The 15,591-nt window shown below is 67.3% G+C and carries 17 protein-coding genes; 8 read left to right on the top strand and 9 right to left on the bottom strand.

Translation table 11 applies throughout. The annotated features are described in order from the left end of the window. From ASG62_RS03645 to ASG62_RS03620, 6 genes are all read left to right on the top strand, one after another. Window positions 1-1,332, top strand: coding sequence for an NAD(P)/FAD-dependent oxidoreductase (locus ASG62_RS03645; protein ID WP_056698349.1), 1,332 nt, complete (start codon window positions 1-3; stop codon window positions 1,330-1,332). Between the two features lie 79 nt (window positions 1,333-1,411). Continuing rightward, window positions 1,412-3,073, top strand: coding sequence for a peptide ABC transporter substrate-binding protein (locus ASG62_RS03640; protein ID WP_056698346.1), 1,662 nt, complete (start codon window positions 1,412-1,414; stop codon window positions 3,071-3,073). Window positions 3,074-3,155: 82 nt separating this feature from the next. Then, window positions 3,156-4,106 carry an ABC transporter permease gene (locus tag ASG62_RS03635; RefSeq protein ID WP_056698342.1) on the top strand — a complete coding sequence of 317 codons (951 nt, stop codon included), beginning with the start codon at window positions 3,156-3,158 and terminating at the stop codon, window positions 4,104-4,106. Between the two features lie 14 nt (window positions 4,107-4,120). Continuing rightward, window positions 4,121-5,011: an ABC transporter permease gene (locus ASG62_RS03630; protein WP_056698339.1), complete on the top strand. Its 891-nt coding sequence runs from the start codon at window positions 4,121-4,123 to the stop codon at window positions 5,009-5,011. 14 nt (window positions 5,012-5,025) lie between these two features. Beyond that, window positions 5,026-6,348: an NAD(P)/FAD-dependent oxidoreductase gene (locus ASG62_RS03625; RefSeq protein WP_056698336.1), complete on the top strand. Its 1,323-nt coding sequence runs from the start codon at window positions 5,026-5,028 to the stop codon at window positions 6,346-6,348. Window positions 6,349-6,557: 209 nt separating this feature from the next. Further along, on the top strand, window positions 6,558-6,920 hold the full coding sequence (locus tag ASG62_RS03620) for a hypothetical protein (protein WP_056698331.1): 363 nt from the start codon (window positions 6,558-6,560) through the stop codon (window positions 6,918-6,920). 72 nt (window positions 6,921-6,992) lie between these two features. On the opposite strand, the gene ASG62_RS03615 is transcribed toward ASG62_RS03620, so the two are convergent. Next, on the bottom strand, window positions 6,993-7,397 hold the full coding sequence (locus ASG62_RS03615; RefSeq protein WP_056698547.1) for a host attachment family protein: 405 nt from the start codon (window positions 7,395-7,397) through the stop codon (window positions 6,993-6,995). A gap of 225 nt (window positions 7,398-7,622) precedes the next feature. Between ASG62_RS03615 and ASG62_RS03610 the strand changes: the two genes are divergently transcribed. Next, window positions 7,623-7,898 (top strand): hypothetical protein, encoded by a 276-nt coding sequence (locus ASG62_RS03610; protein WP_057180284.1) that lies wholly within the window; start codon window positions 7,623-7,625, stop codon window positions 7,896-7,898. On the opposite strand, the gene ASG62_RS03605 is transcribed toward ASG62_RS03610, so the two are convergent. Both ASG62_RS03605 and ASG62_RS03600 read right to left on the bottom strand, forming a co-directional pair. Beyond that, window positions 7,895-8,218 (bottom strand): BLUF domain-containing protein, encoded by a 324-nt coding sequence (locus tag ASG62_RS03605; protein ID WP_056698325.1) that lies wholly within the window; start codon window positions 8,216-8,218, stop codon window positions 7,895-7,897. The genes ASG62_RS03610 and ASG62_RS03605 overlap by 4 nt on opposite strands. Window positions 8,219-8,357: 139 nt before the next feature. Beyond that, the gene (locus tag ASG62_RS03600) at window positions 8,358-8,693 is read right to left on the bottom strand and encodes a hypothetical protein (RefSeq protein WP_056698320.1); all 336 of its coding nucleotides are present in this window, start codon (window positions 8,691-8,693) and stop codon (window positions 8,358-8,360) included. Window positions 8,694-8,929: 236 nt separating this feature from the next. Here ASG62_RS03600 and ASG62_RS03595 point away from each other — a divergent pair, with 236 nt between their 5' ends. Next, a complete protein-coding gene (locus ASG62_RS03595) occupies window positions 8,930-9,118 on the top strand; it encodes an Rmf/CrpP family protein (RefSeq protein ID WP_056698318.1) in 189 nt (62 codons plus the stop codon). 69 nt (window positions 9,119-9,187) lie between these two features. Here ASG62_RS03595 and ASG62_RS03590 read toward each other — a convergent pair whose 3' ends face one another. The 6 genes from ASG62_RS03590 to ASG62_RS03565 form a co-directional block, all read right to left on the bottom strand. Continuing rightward, window positions 9,188-10,267, bottom strand: coding sequence for an ABC transporter ATP-binding protein (locus ASG62_RS03590; protein ID WP_057180282.1), 1,080 nt, complete (start codon window positions 10,265-10,267; stop codon window positions 9,188-9,190). A gap of 13 nt (window positions 10,268-10,280) precedes the next feature. Next, the gene (locus tag ASG62_RS03585) at window positions 10,281-11,120 is read right to left on the bottom strand and encodes a carbohydrate ABC transporter permease (protein ID WP_056698314.1); all 840 of its coding nucleotides are present in this window, start codon (window positions 11,118-11,120) and stop codon (window positions 10,281-10,283) included. 3 nt (window positions 11,121-11,123) lie between these two features. Further along, window positions 11,124-12,056: a carbohydrate ABC transporter permease gene (locus ASG62_RS03580; protein ID WP_056698311.1), complete on the bottom strand. Its 933-nt coding sequence runs from the start codon at window positions 12,054-12,056 to the stop codon at window positions 11,124-11,126. 225 nt (window positions 12,057-12,281) lie between these two features. Further along, window positions 12,282-13,538, bottom strand: coding sequence for an ABC transporter substrate-binding protein (locus tag ASG62_RS03575; protein ID WP_056698545.1), 1,257 nt, complete (start codon window positions 13,536-13,538; stop codon window positions 12,282-12,284). A gap of 96 nt (window positions 13,539-13,634) precedes the next feature. Then, window positions 13,635-14,804 (bottom strand): PLP-dependent transferase, encoded by a 1,170-nt coding sequence (locus tag ASG62_RS03570; protein WP_056698308.1) that lies wholly within the window; start codon window positions 14,802-14,804, stop codon window positions 13,635-13,637. Beyond that, on the bottom strand, window positions 14,801-15,541 hold the full coding sequence (locus ASG62_RS03565; protein WP_413814169.1) for a FadR/GntR family transcriptional regulator: 741 nt from the start codon (window positions 15,539-15,541) through the stop codon (window positions 14,801-14,803). The genes ASG62_RS03570 and ASG62_RS03565 overlap by 4 nt, the downstream gene beginning before the upstream one ends. Between the last annotated feature and the right edge of the window lie 50 nt (window positions 15,542-15,591).

The following is a 15,591-nucleotide window of genomic DNA, read 5'->3' as shown; positions in this document are numbered from 1 at the left end:
ATGCCCGGTCCCTATGTCGATCCGTTCCACGGCGATGCGAACCTGCCGGAAAAGGTCGATGTCGTCGTCATCGGCGGCGGTATCATCGGCGTCTCGACGGCGCTGGAATTGGCCGAGCGCGGCGTCTCGGTCGCGCTGTGCGAGAAGGGCGGCATCGGCCACGAACAATCCAGCCGCAACTGGGGCTGGGTGCGCATCTCGCGGCGCGATCCGCGCGAGGTGCCGCTGATGGCGGAGGCGCTGCGCCTCTGGCAGGGTCTCGACGAGCGGATCGGCCGACCGACGGGCTACAAGCGCGCCGGCATCGTCTTCACCTGCGCCGACGAGAAGAGCCTCGCCGAGCACGAGAGCTGGGGCCGGCATCTGGAGCCCTACCAGATCGAGCACCGGATGCTGTCGGCCCGCGAGCTGGACGAGCTGATGCCGGGCTCGAAGATGGAGGTGAAGGGCGCGCTCTACACGCCGACCGACGGGCGAGCCGAGCCCCAGAAGGCCGCTCCCGCCATCGCGGAGGCCGCGCGGGAGAAGGGCGCCCATGTCCTCACCGAATGCGCAGTGCGCGGCATCGAGACGACGGGCGGCCGGGTGTCGGGCGTCGTCACCGAGCGCGGCTCCATCGCCTGCTCGCAGATCGTGTTGGCGGGCGGCGCCTGGTCGAGCCTCTTCTCCGGCCGCTTCGGCATCGACCTGCCGCAGCTCAAGGTCATGAACACGGTGCTGCGCACCAAGCCTTTGGAGGGCGGCCCGGAACAGGCGCTCTGGCACAAGGACTTCGCGATCCGCAAGCGGCGGGACGGCGGCTACACAGTCGCCTCCGGCCACGAGAACATCGTCGATCTCGTTCCCGCCTCCTTCCGCTATGCCAAGGCCTTCCTGCCCGCGCTGAAGGAAGAGTGGAAGTCGCTCTCCTTCCGCATGGCCGGCCGCTTCCTCGACGAGCTGCGCATTCCCCGCAACTGGGCGATGGACGAGGCCTCGCCCTTCGAATATGCGCGCGTCCTCGATCCCAAACCCTCCAAGGCCCTCTCCGACAAGTTCTTCGCGGAGCTGAAGCGCAACTTCCCGATCTTCGAGACGGCCGAGATCGCGCAGCGCTGGGCCGGCTACATCGACGTGACGCCGGACGCGGTGCCGGTCATCTCGGCGATCGACGCCATTCCCGGCTTCCACATCGCGACGGGCTTTTCCGGCCACGGCTTCGGCATCGGGCCGGCGGCGGGGCGCCTGATGGCCGACATCGTGACCGACCGCCCGCCGCTGGTCGATCCCGCCGCCTTCCGCTTCTCCCGCTTTTCCGACGGCTCGAAGATCGAGCTGATCAGCGGCTTCTGACGCGCCGCGGCACGAGCCGCGGGGCGCATCTTCGGAAACGATCACTGCCCCAACGAGACGACCCTTCAAGGAGAATGGCATGGCGAACGACCAGACTTTCCTCCGCCCGAGCCGCCGCCGCGCGCTGCAGCTCTTCGGGCTCGGCGCCGCGGCGCTGGCCGCGCCCGGACTGATGCGCGTCGGCGGCGCGATGGCGGCCGCGCCCGCCGCCCCCAAGGGGCAGGCCGTCGTGGCCTTCTCCCAGGAGCCGACCGTCTTCAACCCGCATCTTCTCCACATCGAGGTCGACGAAGGCATCCATTTCAGCGTCTTCGATCCGCTCTTCGGCGTGGACGAGAAGGGCGCCTTCTATCCGATGCTCGCCGCCGAGGTGCCGAGCGTCGAGAATGGCGGCATTTCCGCCGACGGCCTCACCTGGAAGGTGAAGCTGAAGGAGGGCGTGACCTGGCACGACGGCAAGCCCTTCACGGCCGAGGACGTGAAGTTCACGCTGGAGCTGATGGTCGATCCCGCCTTCCGCTCCTGGCGCCGGGCGGGACATGACCTCGTGCGCCAGCTGACCGTCATCTCGCCGACCGAGATCGCCTGGAAGATGGAGAAGCCCTACGCGCCCTATCCCGCGATCATCGCCTCGACCTTCATCGTGCCCAAGCATGCGTTCGAAGGCGTGGCGGACAAGAACACCGCGCCCTTCAACAACGCCCCGATCGGCACCGGCCCGTTCAAGTGGGTGACGCGCGTGCCCGGCGACCATATCGAGCTTTCCGCCAACACCGACTACCACGGCGACGGCCCCTATCTCGAACGCCTGATCTACAAGTACATCCCCGATCTCAACGTGCTCTACACGCAGTTCAAGTCCGGCGACATCGACGTCGTCGGCCTGCAATGGATCACGCCCGACCACTACGAGGAGGCGAAAGCCCTGGAGGGCAGGGAGGTCCTTCTCCTGCCGCGCGGCACGATCGAATCCGTGACCTTCAACACGGAGCGGCCGCAGTTCAAGGATCTGGCGGTCCGGCAGGCGCTCTACCATGCGCTGGACAAGCAGACGATCATCGAACAGCTCTACTACGGACTGCCGACGCCCACCGAAAGCTACGTGCCGCAGCAATCCTTCTACTTCAATCCGGACCTGCCCAAGCACGAATACGACCCGGAAAAGGCCAAGGCCCTGCTCGACGGGGCGGGCTGGGTGCCCGGCGCCGACGGCATCCGCGCCAAGGACGGCGTGCGTCTGGCCTTCACCAACTCGACCACGGCCGGCAACCACATCCGCGAGCAGGTCCAGCAATTCCTGCAGCAGTCCTTCCAGGAGATCGGCGTCGAGATGACGATCTCCAACCTGCCGCCCGCCGTCATGTGGGGCGAATACTGGATGATGTCGCAGTTCGACAGCGTCGTCGTCGGTCTCGACTTCCTGACCGGCCCGGACCCCGACACGTCCGACTACTTCCTCTCGACCTCGATCGGGGCGAAGGGCGGCGCGGGGCAGAACAACTGGCAATATGCCAACCCGGAGGTGGACAAGCTCCTCGCCGAGGGCGGCACGTCCTTCGTGCCGGAGGAGCGCAAGGCCTCCTACCTGAAGATCCAGGAGATCATGCGGCACGACCTGCCCTTCCTGCCGATGTTCCAATACGTCTCGGTCGGCGGCTTCAAGACGGGCGTCGAAGGCTACGTGCCGAACGTCAACGTGCGCATCGATTCCTGGAACGTGAACACCTGGGCCTGGGCCTGATCCACGACGTTCGAGCGGGGCGGCGTCACACCGCCGCCCCGCCTCCTGCGGCCCGTCTCGAGGGAAAGGACCTAAGCCCGCCATGGCCCGCTATCTCCTGCACCGGCTCGCGCAGAGCCTCGTCCTTCTCCTTCTCGTCTCGCTGATCGGCTACAGCGTGCTGCTCCTCGCGCCGGGCGGCCCGATGTCGCAATTCGCCCTGACGCCTGGCATATCGAAGGCCGATCTCGATCTGATCGCGGCGCAGATGGGCCTCGACCGGCCCATCGTCGTCCAATATGCCGACTGGCTCTGGCATCTCCTGCAGGGCGACTGGGGCCGCTCGTTCCGCGACGGCCAGCCCGTCCTCTCCATCATCTTCGGCCATCTGCCGGCGACGCTTCTCCTGATGGGCACCTCGACGGCGATCGCCATCGGCCTCGGCACGACGATCGGCATCATGGGCGCGGTGAAGCGCAATTCGGTCTTCGACCACGCCGCCACGATCGGCGCGATGATCGCTCTTTCCGTGCCGACCTTCTGGTTCGGCCTCATCGCCATCTACGTCTTCTCGCTCTATCTCGGCTGGTTCCCGGCCGGCAACATGTACACGATCGGCGACGGCTCCTTCCTCGACTATGCCTGGCATCTCGTGCTGCCCGCCTTGGTCCTCGCGCTCGTCGACGTCGCGATCTGGAGCCGATACATGCGCACCGCCACGCTCGACGTGATCCACCAGGATTTCGTGCGCACGGCGCGGGCCAAGGGGCTGACGCGGCGGCGCGTGCTCCTCAAGCACGTCGTGGGAAACGCGCTCCTGCCGATGATCACCCTGGCCGGCCTGCAGCTGCCGACGATCCTCGGCGGCGCGCTCGTCACCGAGACGGTCTTCACCTGGCCCGGCATGGGCCGGCTCTTCCTCGATAGTCTCGGCTACAACGACTATCCCGTCGTCATGGGGCTCCTGATGTTCTCGGCCGTGCTCGTCCTCATCGGCAGCCTCGTCGCCGATCTCGTCACCGCCCTCGTCGATCCCCGCATCCGGCTGGCCTGAAGGAGCGCGCGTCCATGTCCTCCGCCCGATCCGCGATCCTTCCCGCCGCCCGGCCCGGCCTTCTCGTGCGCAACCGGACGCTCAAGCGTTTCCTTGGCAACAAGCTGGCGGTGGTGGGGCTCGCCATCGTGGCGATCCTGACCCTCGCCTGCGTCTTCGGCCCCGCGCTCCTGCCCTACGACCAGCTCCATATCGACATCCGCGCCCGCTTCGCGCCGCCGATGACCGGCGCGCACATGTTCGGCACCGATCCGCTCGGGCGCGACGTCGCCGCGCGGCTTTTCATGGCGGGGCGCATCTCGCTGCTCGTCGGCTTCTTCGCCATGCTGATGTCGACCTTCATCGGCGCGACGATCGGCATTCTCGCGGGCTATCTCGGCGGCCGGCTCGGGACCGTCCTGATGCGCCTCGTCGACGCCTTCCTCGCCTTTCCCTCGATCTTCCTCCTCCTCGCGCTCGCCGCCTTCGTCAAACCCGGCCCCTACATGATCACGCTGATCATCGCGGCGACGAGCTGGATGGAGATCGCGCGCATCGTGGAGGCGGAGGTGCGCTCGCTGCGCGAGCGAGATTTCGTCATGGCGGCGCGCATGCTCGGACTGTCCAGCCGCTGGATCATGTTCCGGGAGATCCTGCCGAACGTCGCGGGGCCGATCATCGTGGCGGCGACGCTGACGGTGGCCCGCGCGATCCTTCTGGAGGCCTACGTCTCCTTCCTCGGCTACGGCATCCAGCCGCCGCTTCCCTCCTGGGGCAACATGCTGAACGGCGCGCAGCAGTATCTCGCCAAGGCGCCCTGGCTCGCGATCATGCCGGGCCTTGCGATCACGCTCGCCGTCACCGGCTTCAACTTTGTCGGCGACGGCCTGCGCGACGCGCTGGACGCGCGCAGCGAAGAGCGCTGAGAGGGACGGGGCCGATGGCGCGGTTCTCTCCTTTCGACGCGACGCTCTGGTTCGCCACCGCAGAGGCGGCGCCCGCGACGCGCGCCCTCGAGGGCGAGATCACGGCCGACGTCTGCATCGTCGGCGCCGGCTATACCGGCATGACCACGGCGCTGGAGCTGGCCAAGGCCGGCACCGACACGGTTCTCCTGGAAGCAGAGGAGGCCGGCTTCGGCGGCTCCGGCCGCAATGCCGGCCACTGCACGCCGACCTTCACCCATTACAGCCTGCCCGATCTGCGGCGCATGCTGGGCGAGCCATGGGCCGAGCGGCTGATCGCCCGGCAGACGCAAGCCAATACGCTCGTCGCCGGGCGCATCCGCGACTATCAGATCTCCTGCGAATGGGTGCAGAACGGCTACGTCATGGGTGCGCTGCATCCCGGCGCGCTGAAGACCGTCCGGGAAAAAACCGAGAGCTACAACGCGGTCGGGGCGAAGACGCGCTTCATCGGGCGCGACGAGGTCGAGACGATCACCGGGTCGCCGCGCTTTCTCGGCGGCTGGTTCCACACCGAGGCCGGGCACCTGAACCCGCTCGGCTATGCGCGGGGTCTGGCGCGGGCGGGGCTCCAGGAGGGCGTGCGGCTCTTCACCCGCTCCCCGGTGACGGGCGTCGAGCGCGAGGGCGGGCAATGGCGCGTCCGCACGGCCGGGGGCTCGGTTCTCGCCGAGAAGGTGATCTTCGCAAGCGGCGCCTACACGGTCGGCGGCTGGCCGAAACTCGACCGGACCTTCCGCATCCTGCGCGTCTTCGTCGGCGCCACGCAGCCTTTGTCCGAGGAGACCCGCCGCACGGTCCTGCCGCAGAACACCACGATCCACGACGGACGCGGCGACATCTTCGTCTACAAATACGACGCGGCGGGGCGGATCGTCGCCTCGATGTTCCCCATGGGCCGGCGCGGCCGCGATCCCGCCTATACGCGGCAGGTCATGACGGACCGGCTGACCTGGCTCCATCCTCAGCTCCGCGAGGAGATCCGCTGGGAGCATCTCTGGTTCGGCGAGCTGGACATGCAGGTGAAGACCGTGCCGCGCCTCTACGATCTGGCGCCGGGCGTCGTCGCGCTGACCGGGCTCTCCGGGCGCGGTGTCCCGACCGGCTCTATGCTCGGCTCGATCCTGGCCGAATGGGCGCTGGACGTGCCGGCGCGGGACCTTTCGCTTCGGTTGGAGCCCTTGCGCTCGGCGCCCTTCTACATGCGCTTTGGCCCGCAGCTCTCGCTGCGCTATCACCGGACCCTCGACAACCTCGCCACGCGCCTCGCCGGCAAGCCCCTCCCGCCGCACGCCTGACGACGGCGTGTCGCGCAAGAGCCGCCGGCGCCTGACGACGTAGAGGGGGAGGCCGCTGCGTCGGCCATCGCGCCACATCGAAGGTCCCGAGCGTTCGCCGGCGGAGATCCGAGCTTTCCGCCGGCACTTGCCAGTATTCCAATCGATCAGTGGAACATGCGGTCGCTTCGAGACCTTTCCCGGTGGGCACTTTGTCTTGGGAGAGAACAATGCGCAATTTCATCGCAGGCACGATCGTCGCCGTCGCGGCGCTCGCGACATCCGGCTCGGCCTTCGCGGCCTGTGCCACCGGGTCGCCAGACGCCATCACCAGCAAGCCTGCCGCCGGTCAGGCCGCAGCGGAGGGCGGGCAGAACCAGGCGGCCATGGAGTCCAAGGGCATTGCCGAGGACGGCCAGCACACACCGCTGGAGACCGATCCGAACGCGCCGGGCGTGACCACGGCGCCGGGCGGCACGACGACGAACACCGAGAAGGCCGAGGCCGAGATCGCGGCCGCCGACACGACGACGACCGGCTCGACCACGGCGGATGCCGGAACGGCGAGCGCCGATCCCGCCTGCGTGAACTGATCCGCGGACGAAGCCGAATTCTTTGACCGCCGGCCCCCGAAAGGGAACCGGCGGTTTTCGTTCGTGGGGCGATCAGGCGGCCGCGATGGCCTTTTCGATGTCCGCGCTCGTCTGGCCCGTGAGGTCCTTGGAGATTTCCCCGACGAGCACGTCCTTCAGCTTGGCATGGTAGTGCTTGCGCATCTCGCCGAGGGCGCGGGGCGCCGCGATGACGATGAGCCCGTCGACCTTGCCGGTCAGGACCTTCTTGTTCAGCACATCGACGACGCCCGCGACGAAGCCGTCCTCGTCCTGCGTGTCGTCGTCGGGATTGGCGGAGCTGCTGGCATGGCCCTTGCCGCCGCTCTTGTTGTCGGTGTCGATCTCGCCGACCGGCAAGGCCGTCAGCTTGGGATGGGCCTCGTCGCCGCCGTTCTGGAACAGGCTGAGCTTCTGACCGTCCGCGACGGCGACCAACGCTCCCTTGGGGATCTGCATCTTCGTCTCCATTCCTCTCACGGCGGCCAGAATGCCGCCGGTCATAGGCACGGCTAACGCGACACCGCGCAGATGGCTCCGCCTGGACATCGGCTAGGCCGGTCCGGGAGGGACGCCGGAGGACGAGGCGGAGAAATAAGGGGAGCGTTCGTTAGCCGGTAACGGAACCTAAAGCTTTCAGATCCTATTCTAACCATATGTGAAATCATCGGAATGTGCTGGACCATGGATGACAGGCCCCACCTTCCGATCGCCGCCGGACTTCCCGACCTCTCGGCGCTGCGCCAGTTCGAGGACCGATCCCTGTCCGGCATGGCGGATGAATGCGCCCGCTGGCTGCGCAACACGTCGGAATGCCGCGCCTCGATCGTCACGCCGGCGGCGAAGACGCTCTGGGCGGTTCTCGTGCAGGGCGAGGTCGATCACGTCGCCCGCACCCATGGCCGCCTGCTCCGCGAGATCGCGAGCCGAAGCCGGCCCGGCGGCCGGGACGGCGCTTAAATCGATTCCGACATCATCACGGCATCGGCCATGGAGCGCTTGACCATGCCCCAGGCCTCGAAATGCGTGGCCTCGATCGAGGTGCGGTCGATCTCGACGACGCCCTGGTGCCGGTCGTCCCGCCTTATATGCTCGAACAGGCCGAGAACGACGGTTTCGGGCCCTTCCAGAATCTGAAGGACATGGTCTCCGTCGACCGCCAGGATGCCCGTGATGCCGCGCGCCTGATTGGCGGGGGCGGATTTCGCCACGATCTCGTCGATGCAGGCCTGGTCGCAATGCGGTGCCAGGAGGCTGGCATAGGTCAGACGGATGAGCATGCACGAAGGTCCTCATACCAACGGCCGAAGAGGCTCGCGCATCCGGCCGCCGAAGAATGGTTCGAATGTCTCAGATATACTCAGGGCTTGAGACGTTCGAGGAGGGAATACCGCGAGTCATGCGCGATGTCTCTCGGTATCAGGCGGCCAGACGGGCGAGGCTGATCGGCTTCTTGTGATCGATCGACGGCCCCTTGTCGAAGCTGCCGGCATCGCGCGACTGCTCGAAGAGGGCGGCGCCGAGCGGGCCGGCGGCGAGCCACAGCGAGCGTTCGTCGCAGAGGGCGGCGATCTCGAGGCCGAGCTTTCGCATGTGGCAGCGGCCGACGCAGAACACGGCGAGGCGCGCCCGCTCCAGCGGGTTCATCGATCCGACGAGGCTGCGAACGCGCTCGGCGCCCGAGCGCAGCAGCAGAGCCAGCGTGTCGAGATCGATCGGGGCGGCGGCTTCGTTCGGCTGATAGCGGTTGGTCATAGGGGGCGTGCTCCTGATGATATTCAGGACACCTTCCAGATCCGACCTGTGCCGAACCTGACGGCGGACCGGCGCCGGCGCGCCATCGTCACATTGAAAAGCCTTTGTTGCAAAAGAGAGATCTTTACCATCGGCGCAGCGGCCGAAGAGCGCGCCGAGACGATTCATCGCAGGTTCACTTAAGGTCCGGCAGAGTCGGCTTCGTGAGGTTCGGGCATCGATCTGGAGGACGCGACATGGACAAGAAGCAGAAGATGGAGGGCGCCCGCGCCTTCTCCCGGGGCGTCGCGCGGCACGCCTGCCCGCACGAGGCCGGCACGATCGAATTCCAGGACTGGATGGACGGCTGGGCCCAGCAGAAATCCGCCGACGAGGCCGCCGCGCAGCTCTTCGCGACGCAGATGCAGTTCTCCCGGGCGAGCTGAGCCCGGCGGCCGGAGCGGTATCGCGCGCCCGGCCTGCCGCCTGCCATCGCCAGCCGGACCTGATCGGCGTCAGTCGTCGAGGCGGCGGCCGGTCTTGGTGTCGAAAAGAAGAAGCTTCTCGGGCGGCAGGCTGACGGCCACGCTCTCGCCGCTGCGCAGCGCGGTGCGGCCGAGATGGAAGGCCTTCAGCGGCGCCTCGCCGAACCGGACATGGAGGATCGCGCCGACGCCGGTCGGCTCCACCAGTTCGACCGGACAGACCGGCGCCCCCGGGCGCGCGGCCTCGCCGACGAGGACATGCTCGGGCCGGATGCCGATCGTCAGATCGAACCCGTCCGCCACCGGACGCGCCGGGACCGAGATCGAGGCGCCGGCGTCGAGATCCAGGAAGGCGGCGTCGCCCGCCCGGCGGTAGCGGCCCTCAAAGAAGTTCATGGCGGGCGAGCCGATGAAGCCGGCGACGAAGAGATTGGCGGGCCGCTCGTAGAGATCGAGCGGSGAGCCGATCTGCTGGATGTGCCCGCCGTCCATGGCCACGATCCGGTCGGCGAGCGTCATGGCTTCGATCTGGTCGTGCGTCACGTAGATCGAGGTCGCGCCGAGTCGCTGGTGCAGCTTCTTGATCTCGGCCCGCATCTGCTCGCGCAGGCGCGCGTCGAGATTGGAGAGCGGCTCGTCCCAGAGGAAGGCCTGCGGCTCGCGCACGATCGCCCGGCCCATCGCCACGCGCTGGCGCTGCCCGCCGGAAAGCGCCTTCGGACGGCGGTCGACGAGCGGGCGAAGACCGAGGAGGTCGGTCGCGCTCGAGACGGCCGCGTCGATCTTCTCCTTGGCGAATTTGCGAAGACGAAGGCTGTAGCTCATGTTTCCGGCCACCGTCATATGCGGGTAGAGCGCATAGGACTGGAAGACCATCGCGATGTTGCGGTCCTTGGGATCGAGATCGTTGACCCTGCGCCCGCCGATCAGGATGTCGCCCGAGGTGACCTCGTCGAGCCCGGCGATCATGCGAAGCAGCGTCGACTTTCCGCAGCCGGACGGGCCGACGAGGACGACGAACTCGCCGGTGGCGATGGACAGATCGACGGCGTGGAGCACGGCGATGGTCCCGAAGGACTTCTGGACGGCGCGGATGTCGATGGCAGCCATAGTGAAGAACCCCTCAGCCCTTGACCGCGCCGGCCGTGAGGCCCTGCACGAGGAAGCGCTGGATCATCAGGAAGAAGAGAACGGCCGGGATCAGCGCCAGCACGCCGGCCGCCATCATCTGCCCGAAGTTCACGCCGAACTTCGAGACGAAGGACAGGAGCCCGACCGGGAAGGTGCTGGCATCGGTCTTTGAGATCAGCATCAGCGCGAAGAGAAGCTCGCTCCAGGCGGCGGTGAAGACGAAGCCGAGCGTTGCGGCCATGCCCGGCAGCGTCAGCGGCACGATGATCTGGCGGAACGCCATGAAGCGCGTCGCCCCGTCGATCTGCGCGGCCTCTTCCAGATCCTTCGGGATCGCGTCGAAGAAGGACTGCATGAGGAAGACGGCGAAGGGCACGTTGAAGGCGGTGTAGACGACGACGAGCCCGGCCAGGCTGTTGGTGAGGCCGAAGGGCGTCAGCATCTTGAAGATCGGTGCGATCAGCATGACGAGCGGAAACATCTGCGTCACCAGCATCAGCCCGATCAGCCAGAACTTGCCGCGAAAGGTGAAGCGCGACATGGCGTAGCCGCCCGCCGCCGCGATGATCGTCACGAGCACCGCCGTCGAGAGCGAGACGATCAGGCTGTTGCGGAAGAAGAGCGGAAAGGCCGAGTGCTGGAGCACGAACGTGTAGTGCTCGAAGCTGGTAGCGGAGGGCCAGAGCCGGACGCCCTCGCTGTAGACGAGCTTGTTCGGCGTCAACGAGACCTTCAGAAGCCAGTAGAGCGGAAAGAGGGCGAAGGCGATGTAGGCGAGGATGGCCGTTCGGTGCGCGATCGTGCCGGCGATGCGCCGGGAGGTGGAGGCCATGGCTCAGGACCTCGCGAGCAGCGTCTGGCGCAGGGCGACCAGGAGGAGGGAATAGACCATCAGCAGCGCCAGGAGCACGAGCGCGATGGCCGACGCATAGCCGAAGTCGAGCCGGCGGAAGGCGGTGGTGAAGATGTAGCTCGCCACGATCTGCGTCCGGTCGGCCGGCCCGCCATTGGTCATGACGACGATGAGATCGGCGAAGTTCGCGACCCAGACGGTGCGCAGCAGGATCGCGATGGCGATGGTGGGCGCGAGGAAGGGCAGGGTGATCGCCCGGAAGCGCTCGACCGGCCCGGCTCCATCGATCGCGGCGGCCTCGTAGATGTCGCGCGGGATCGACTGGAGGGCGGCGAGCAGCGTGATGGCGAAGAAGGGAATGCCCCACCAGACATTGGCGACGATCGGCCCCCACATCGCATGGTCGGGATCGGCGAGGATGTTGACGGGCTGATCCATCAGCCCGAGCGCGGTCAGCCAATGGGGGATCGGCCCGACGATCGGATTGAAGAGCCAGGCCCAGTCGAGGCCGGACAGGAAGCTCGGCACGGCCCAGGGCAGGAAGACCAGCGCCTGCGCGAGGCCGCGCCCGGCGAAGGGCACGTTGAGGAGCAGCGCCAGGATCAGCCCGAGCGTGAACTGGAAGAAGACCGAGGTGGCCGTCCAGAACACGGTATTCTTCAGCGCCAGATAGAAGTTCGCGTCGCCCGAGAGCTTCACGAAATGCTGCAGCCCGACGAAGCCGCCGCCGAAGGGATTGAGCAGGCGGATGTCTCGGAATGCATAGGTGATACCGATGACGAGCGGCACCAGCATGACGGTGACGATGAGGATCACCGCCGGCGCCGTGTAGAGATAAGGCTCCAGCCGGGCGCCGAGGCGCCGGCCGGGCTTCTGGTTCGTGTTGGCGGCGCGCGGCTTGCCGATGGCGGTCATGTCGTCTCTTCGGCTGGACGGGGTGTGATTGCGGGGATGGGTTTGAGTGCCTGGCAGGGCAGTGCGAGGCACCCCTCTGCCTGCCGGCATCTCCCCCGCAAGGGGAGAGATCAGGCTACTCGCCGACGTCTCAACTGCCGATCTCCCTCCTTGCGGGGGAGATGCCCGGCAGGGCAGAGGGGGGTGCCTCCCGCAAACGTCCGCGGGAAACGCCCCAGGCCTCCCTTACTTCGCCAACTGCTTCTGCTTGGCGGCCGTGAGGTAATCGGCCCAGGTCTTGGCGAGCTCGTCGGGCGTGATGGAGCCGAGGAGGGCTTCCTGGCTGGACTTGATGACCAGCGAATCCTTGAAGAAGGCGAACTCCTCCAGGTCCGTCGGCATCGTGGTCGGCACGACGTTCGGGTCGGAGAGCTCGTCGAACCAGCCCTTGAACTTCGGCTGCGCGTAGAACGGGTCCTGTTCGGCCGCCTTGTGGACGGGCAGGGCGCCCGTCCGCTTGTTCCAGGCGATGTTGCCCTCGGGGGCCTCCAGCGTCTCGATCAGCTTCCAGGCCAGGTCCTTGTTCTCGCTTGCCGCGAACATCGACCAGCCGGCATAGCCGATGGTCGGAAAGGTCTTGCCGTTCGCACCCTTCGGCATGGGCGCCACGCCGTATTCCTCGGGCGAGAGATGCTCGTCGATCGAGATCAGCGCATCCGGGTCCTGGTCGAGCATGGCGCAGGTGCCGGAATAGAAGCCCGCGACGATCTCGTTGAAGCCCCAGTTGATGGAGTCCTTGGGCGCATAGCCCTTCTTGTAGAGATCGACCACGTAGGAGAGGCCCTCGACCCAGCCGGGCTCGGCGAAGGTGGAGGTGCCGTCCGCCTTGAAGAATGTGTTGTCGCCATTGGCGATGGCGCCGAACATGACCCAGCCGTTCAGCCCGCCGGGACCGCCGCGCAGGCAATAGGCCGACTTGCCGGGGATCTTCGAGATCTTCTCGGCGGCGGCCGTGAACTCGTCCAGAGTCGCCGGAGGCGCCTCGACGCCGGCCTCCTTGAAGAGCGTCTTGTTGTAGAACATGGCGCGCAGATAGAAGCCGTAGGGCAGCATGTAGGCGGTGTTGTCCACTGCGCGGCCGAACTGGAGGGCGCGGTCGTTGAGGCCGGCCGTGTACTGCCAGTCCTTCAGATAGGGCTCCAGATTCTCCAGCGCGCCGTTGCGCGCGTAGAGCGCGAGCCAGGTATCGGGCATCTCCACCACGTCGGGCGTCTCGCCGGCCGAGACCATGGTCGCGAACTTCTCGAAGGCCTCGCCCCAGGGCAGGGAGGTGATCTCGACCGTCGTGCCGGGATGGGCGGCCTCGAAGGTCTTGACGATCTCCTGCAGCGTCTGTGTCCGCTCGGGGCTCGTGATGACCTCGGTCAGCTTCAGAACCGTATTGGCATGGCTCGCGCCGGCGAGGCATGTCGAAAGCAGGGTGGCCGTCAGCAGCGTCTTCAGCATGGCGTCGTCCTTCTCAGCTCGCCGGTCTCTGCCGGTCGTTCGTCGGTTTCGTTTCCCGAGGGTTCTGCGGCCGGGCGGACCCGGCCGTTGGTGTCACAGCGTCGCGCGGTCGATGGCGGCGGTCAGATCGGCCCAGAGCGCGTCGGCCCCTTCGAGGCCGATGTGCAGCCGAACGGATCGCTCGTCGATGCCGAAGGCGACGGCGGAATTGGGCTCGGCGGCCTGCGCGCGCACGACGCGGCCGGGCACGACGAGGCTCTCGTGCCCGCCCCAGCTGACGCCGAGGCTGAAGACGTCGAGCGCGTCGCTGAAGGCGGGAATGTCGATCCCCTCCTCGAAGACGAAGGAGAAGAGGCCGGACGTGCCGGTGAGCCCGGCCGGCAGGGCGTTGGCGAGGCCCGGATGCTGCACCGAGGCGACGGCGGGATGGGCCTGCAGCCGGCGAGCGACGTCGAGGGCGGCGGCCTCGTGGGCCTTCATGCGGATCGGCAGGGTGCGAAGGCCCCGCACGAGCAGCCAGGCATCGAAGGGCGAGAGCTTGCCGCCGAGATAAGGCAGGGTGTGACCTCTGATGCGGCCGATATGCTCGGCCGACCCCGCGACGACGCCGGCCACCACGTCGGAATGACCGCCGAGATACTTCGAGGCGGAGTGGAGCACGATGTCCACGCCGAGCGCGATCGGGTTCTGGAAGATCGGCGAGGCCCAGGAATTGTCGATGACGGTGAGGACGCCGGCGTTTTTCGCCAGTCCGGCAAGGGCGCCGACGTCGTGGACGTCCATCACCCAGCTCGTCGGGCTCTCCATGTAGAAGAGCTTGGCGCCGGGCAGGGCGGCCGCGACCTCCGCCTCGTCGCGCCCGTCCACGTAGGTCACCTCGATGCGCAGCCGCTTCAGCAGCGTCTCGAACAGGCGATAGGCGTCGGGATAGACATGGCGCACGCAGACGATGCGCTCGCCGGGCTCGACGAAGCTCAGAACCGTGGAGGAGATCGCCGCCATGCCGCTGGCGAAGCCCAGCGCATCCTCGGCGCCCTCGAGCGCGGCGATCTTCTCCTCGAAGACGCGCACGGTCGGGTTCAGCCCGCGCGAATAGGTCGGTCGGACCTTCAGCCCGCGATAGGTCTCCTCCATGTCCGCATAGGACGAGAAGGTGAAGAGCGAGGTCTGGACGATCGGCGGGACCACCGCCTCGTAGGGGTTCGGCGCATCGTGCGCCACGATGAGGGACGCCGCCTCGGCCCCAAACGCGCCGTCGTTCATAGGGACATGTCCTTGATGTCTTCCTCGACGATGTCGAGGATGTCGATCGTCTTCTGCCGCGCGAGCGGCGCATCGCCCGCCGCGATCGCGTCGAAGAGTTCACGGTGGAACGGGAAGGATCGCCGGGCGAAGTCGGGCCGGTCGAACGGCTTGTCGAAGAAGTGCTCGAAAGCCTCGCGCATCTGCTCCAGCAGCTGGCGAAAGAGCGGATTGCCGGTCGCGTCGTAGATGGAGAGATGGAACTGGAGGTCCTCGCGGCCCGCCGTCCCCTTGTCGAGATGGACGCGCTCCATCTCCTCCAGCCTCTCGCGGATGCGCGCGATGTCGGAGGCGCCCGCCCGCCGCACCGCCAGCATGCTGGCCTCGACCTCCAGGCCCCGGCGCACGTCCAGCGTCTGCAGCAGCGCGTCGCGCTGGTGCGCGGCGTCGAAGGAGAGCGGCATGTGGATGGTGGAGGCGGAGACGACCCGCAGGAGATAGGACCCGCTGCCCTTGCGCGTTTCGACGACGCCGAGCGCCTGGAGATGGCGCAGGGCCTCGCGGGCGCTGGACCGCCCGATGCCGAGCGCGTCCATGATGGCGCGCTCGGTCGGCAGCTGGTCGCCGGCGTCGAGACCGGAGGTCGAGATGAAGTCCGCCAGGGCCGAGACGGTGTCGCGCACCCGGTCGGATCGGGGCAGCTTCGTCAGATTGTTCAACATGGCTCCCCCCGTTCGAGCCTTAAAGTTGTCGGACATCTGACGTCCTTGGGTCAAAACTGTCAACGGGAATGATTCCAATCCGCCGT

It is taken from the genome of Aureimonas sp. Leaf427 (assembly GCF_001425485.1).
Classification (GTDB): domain Bacteria; phylum Pseudomonadota; class Alphaproteobacteria; order Rhizobiales; family Rhizobiaceae; genus Plantimonas.
Note: the sequence above shows the minus strand (reverse complement) of the source record. Positions and strands in the feature narration are given on the sequence as shown.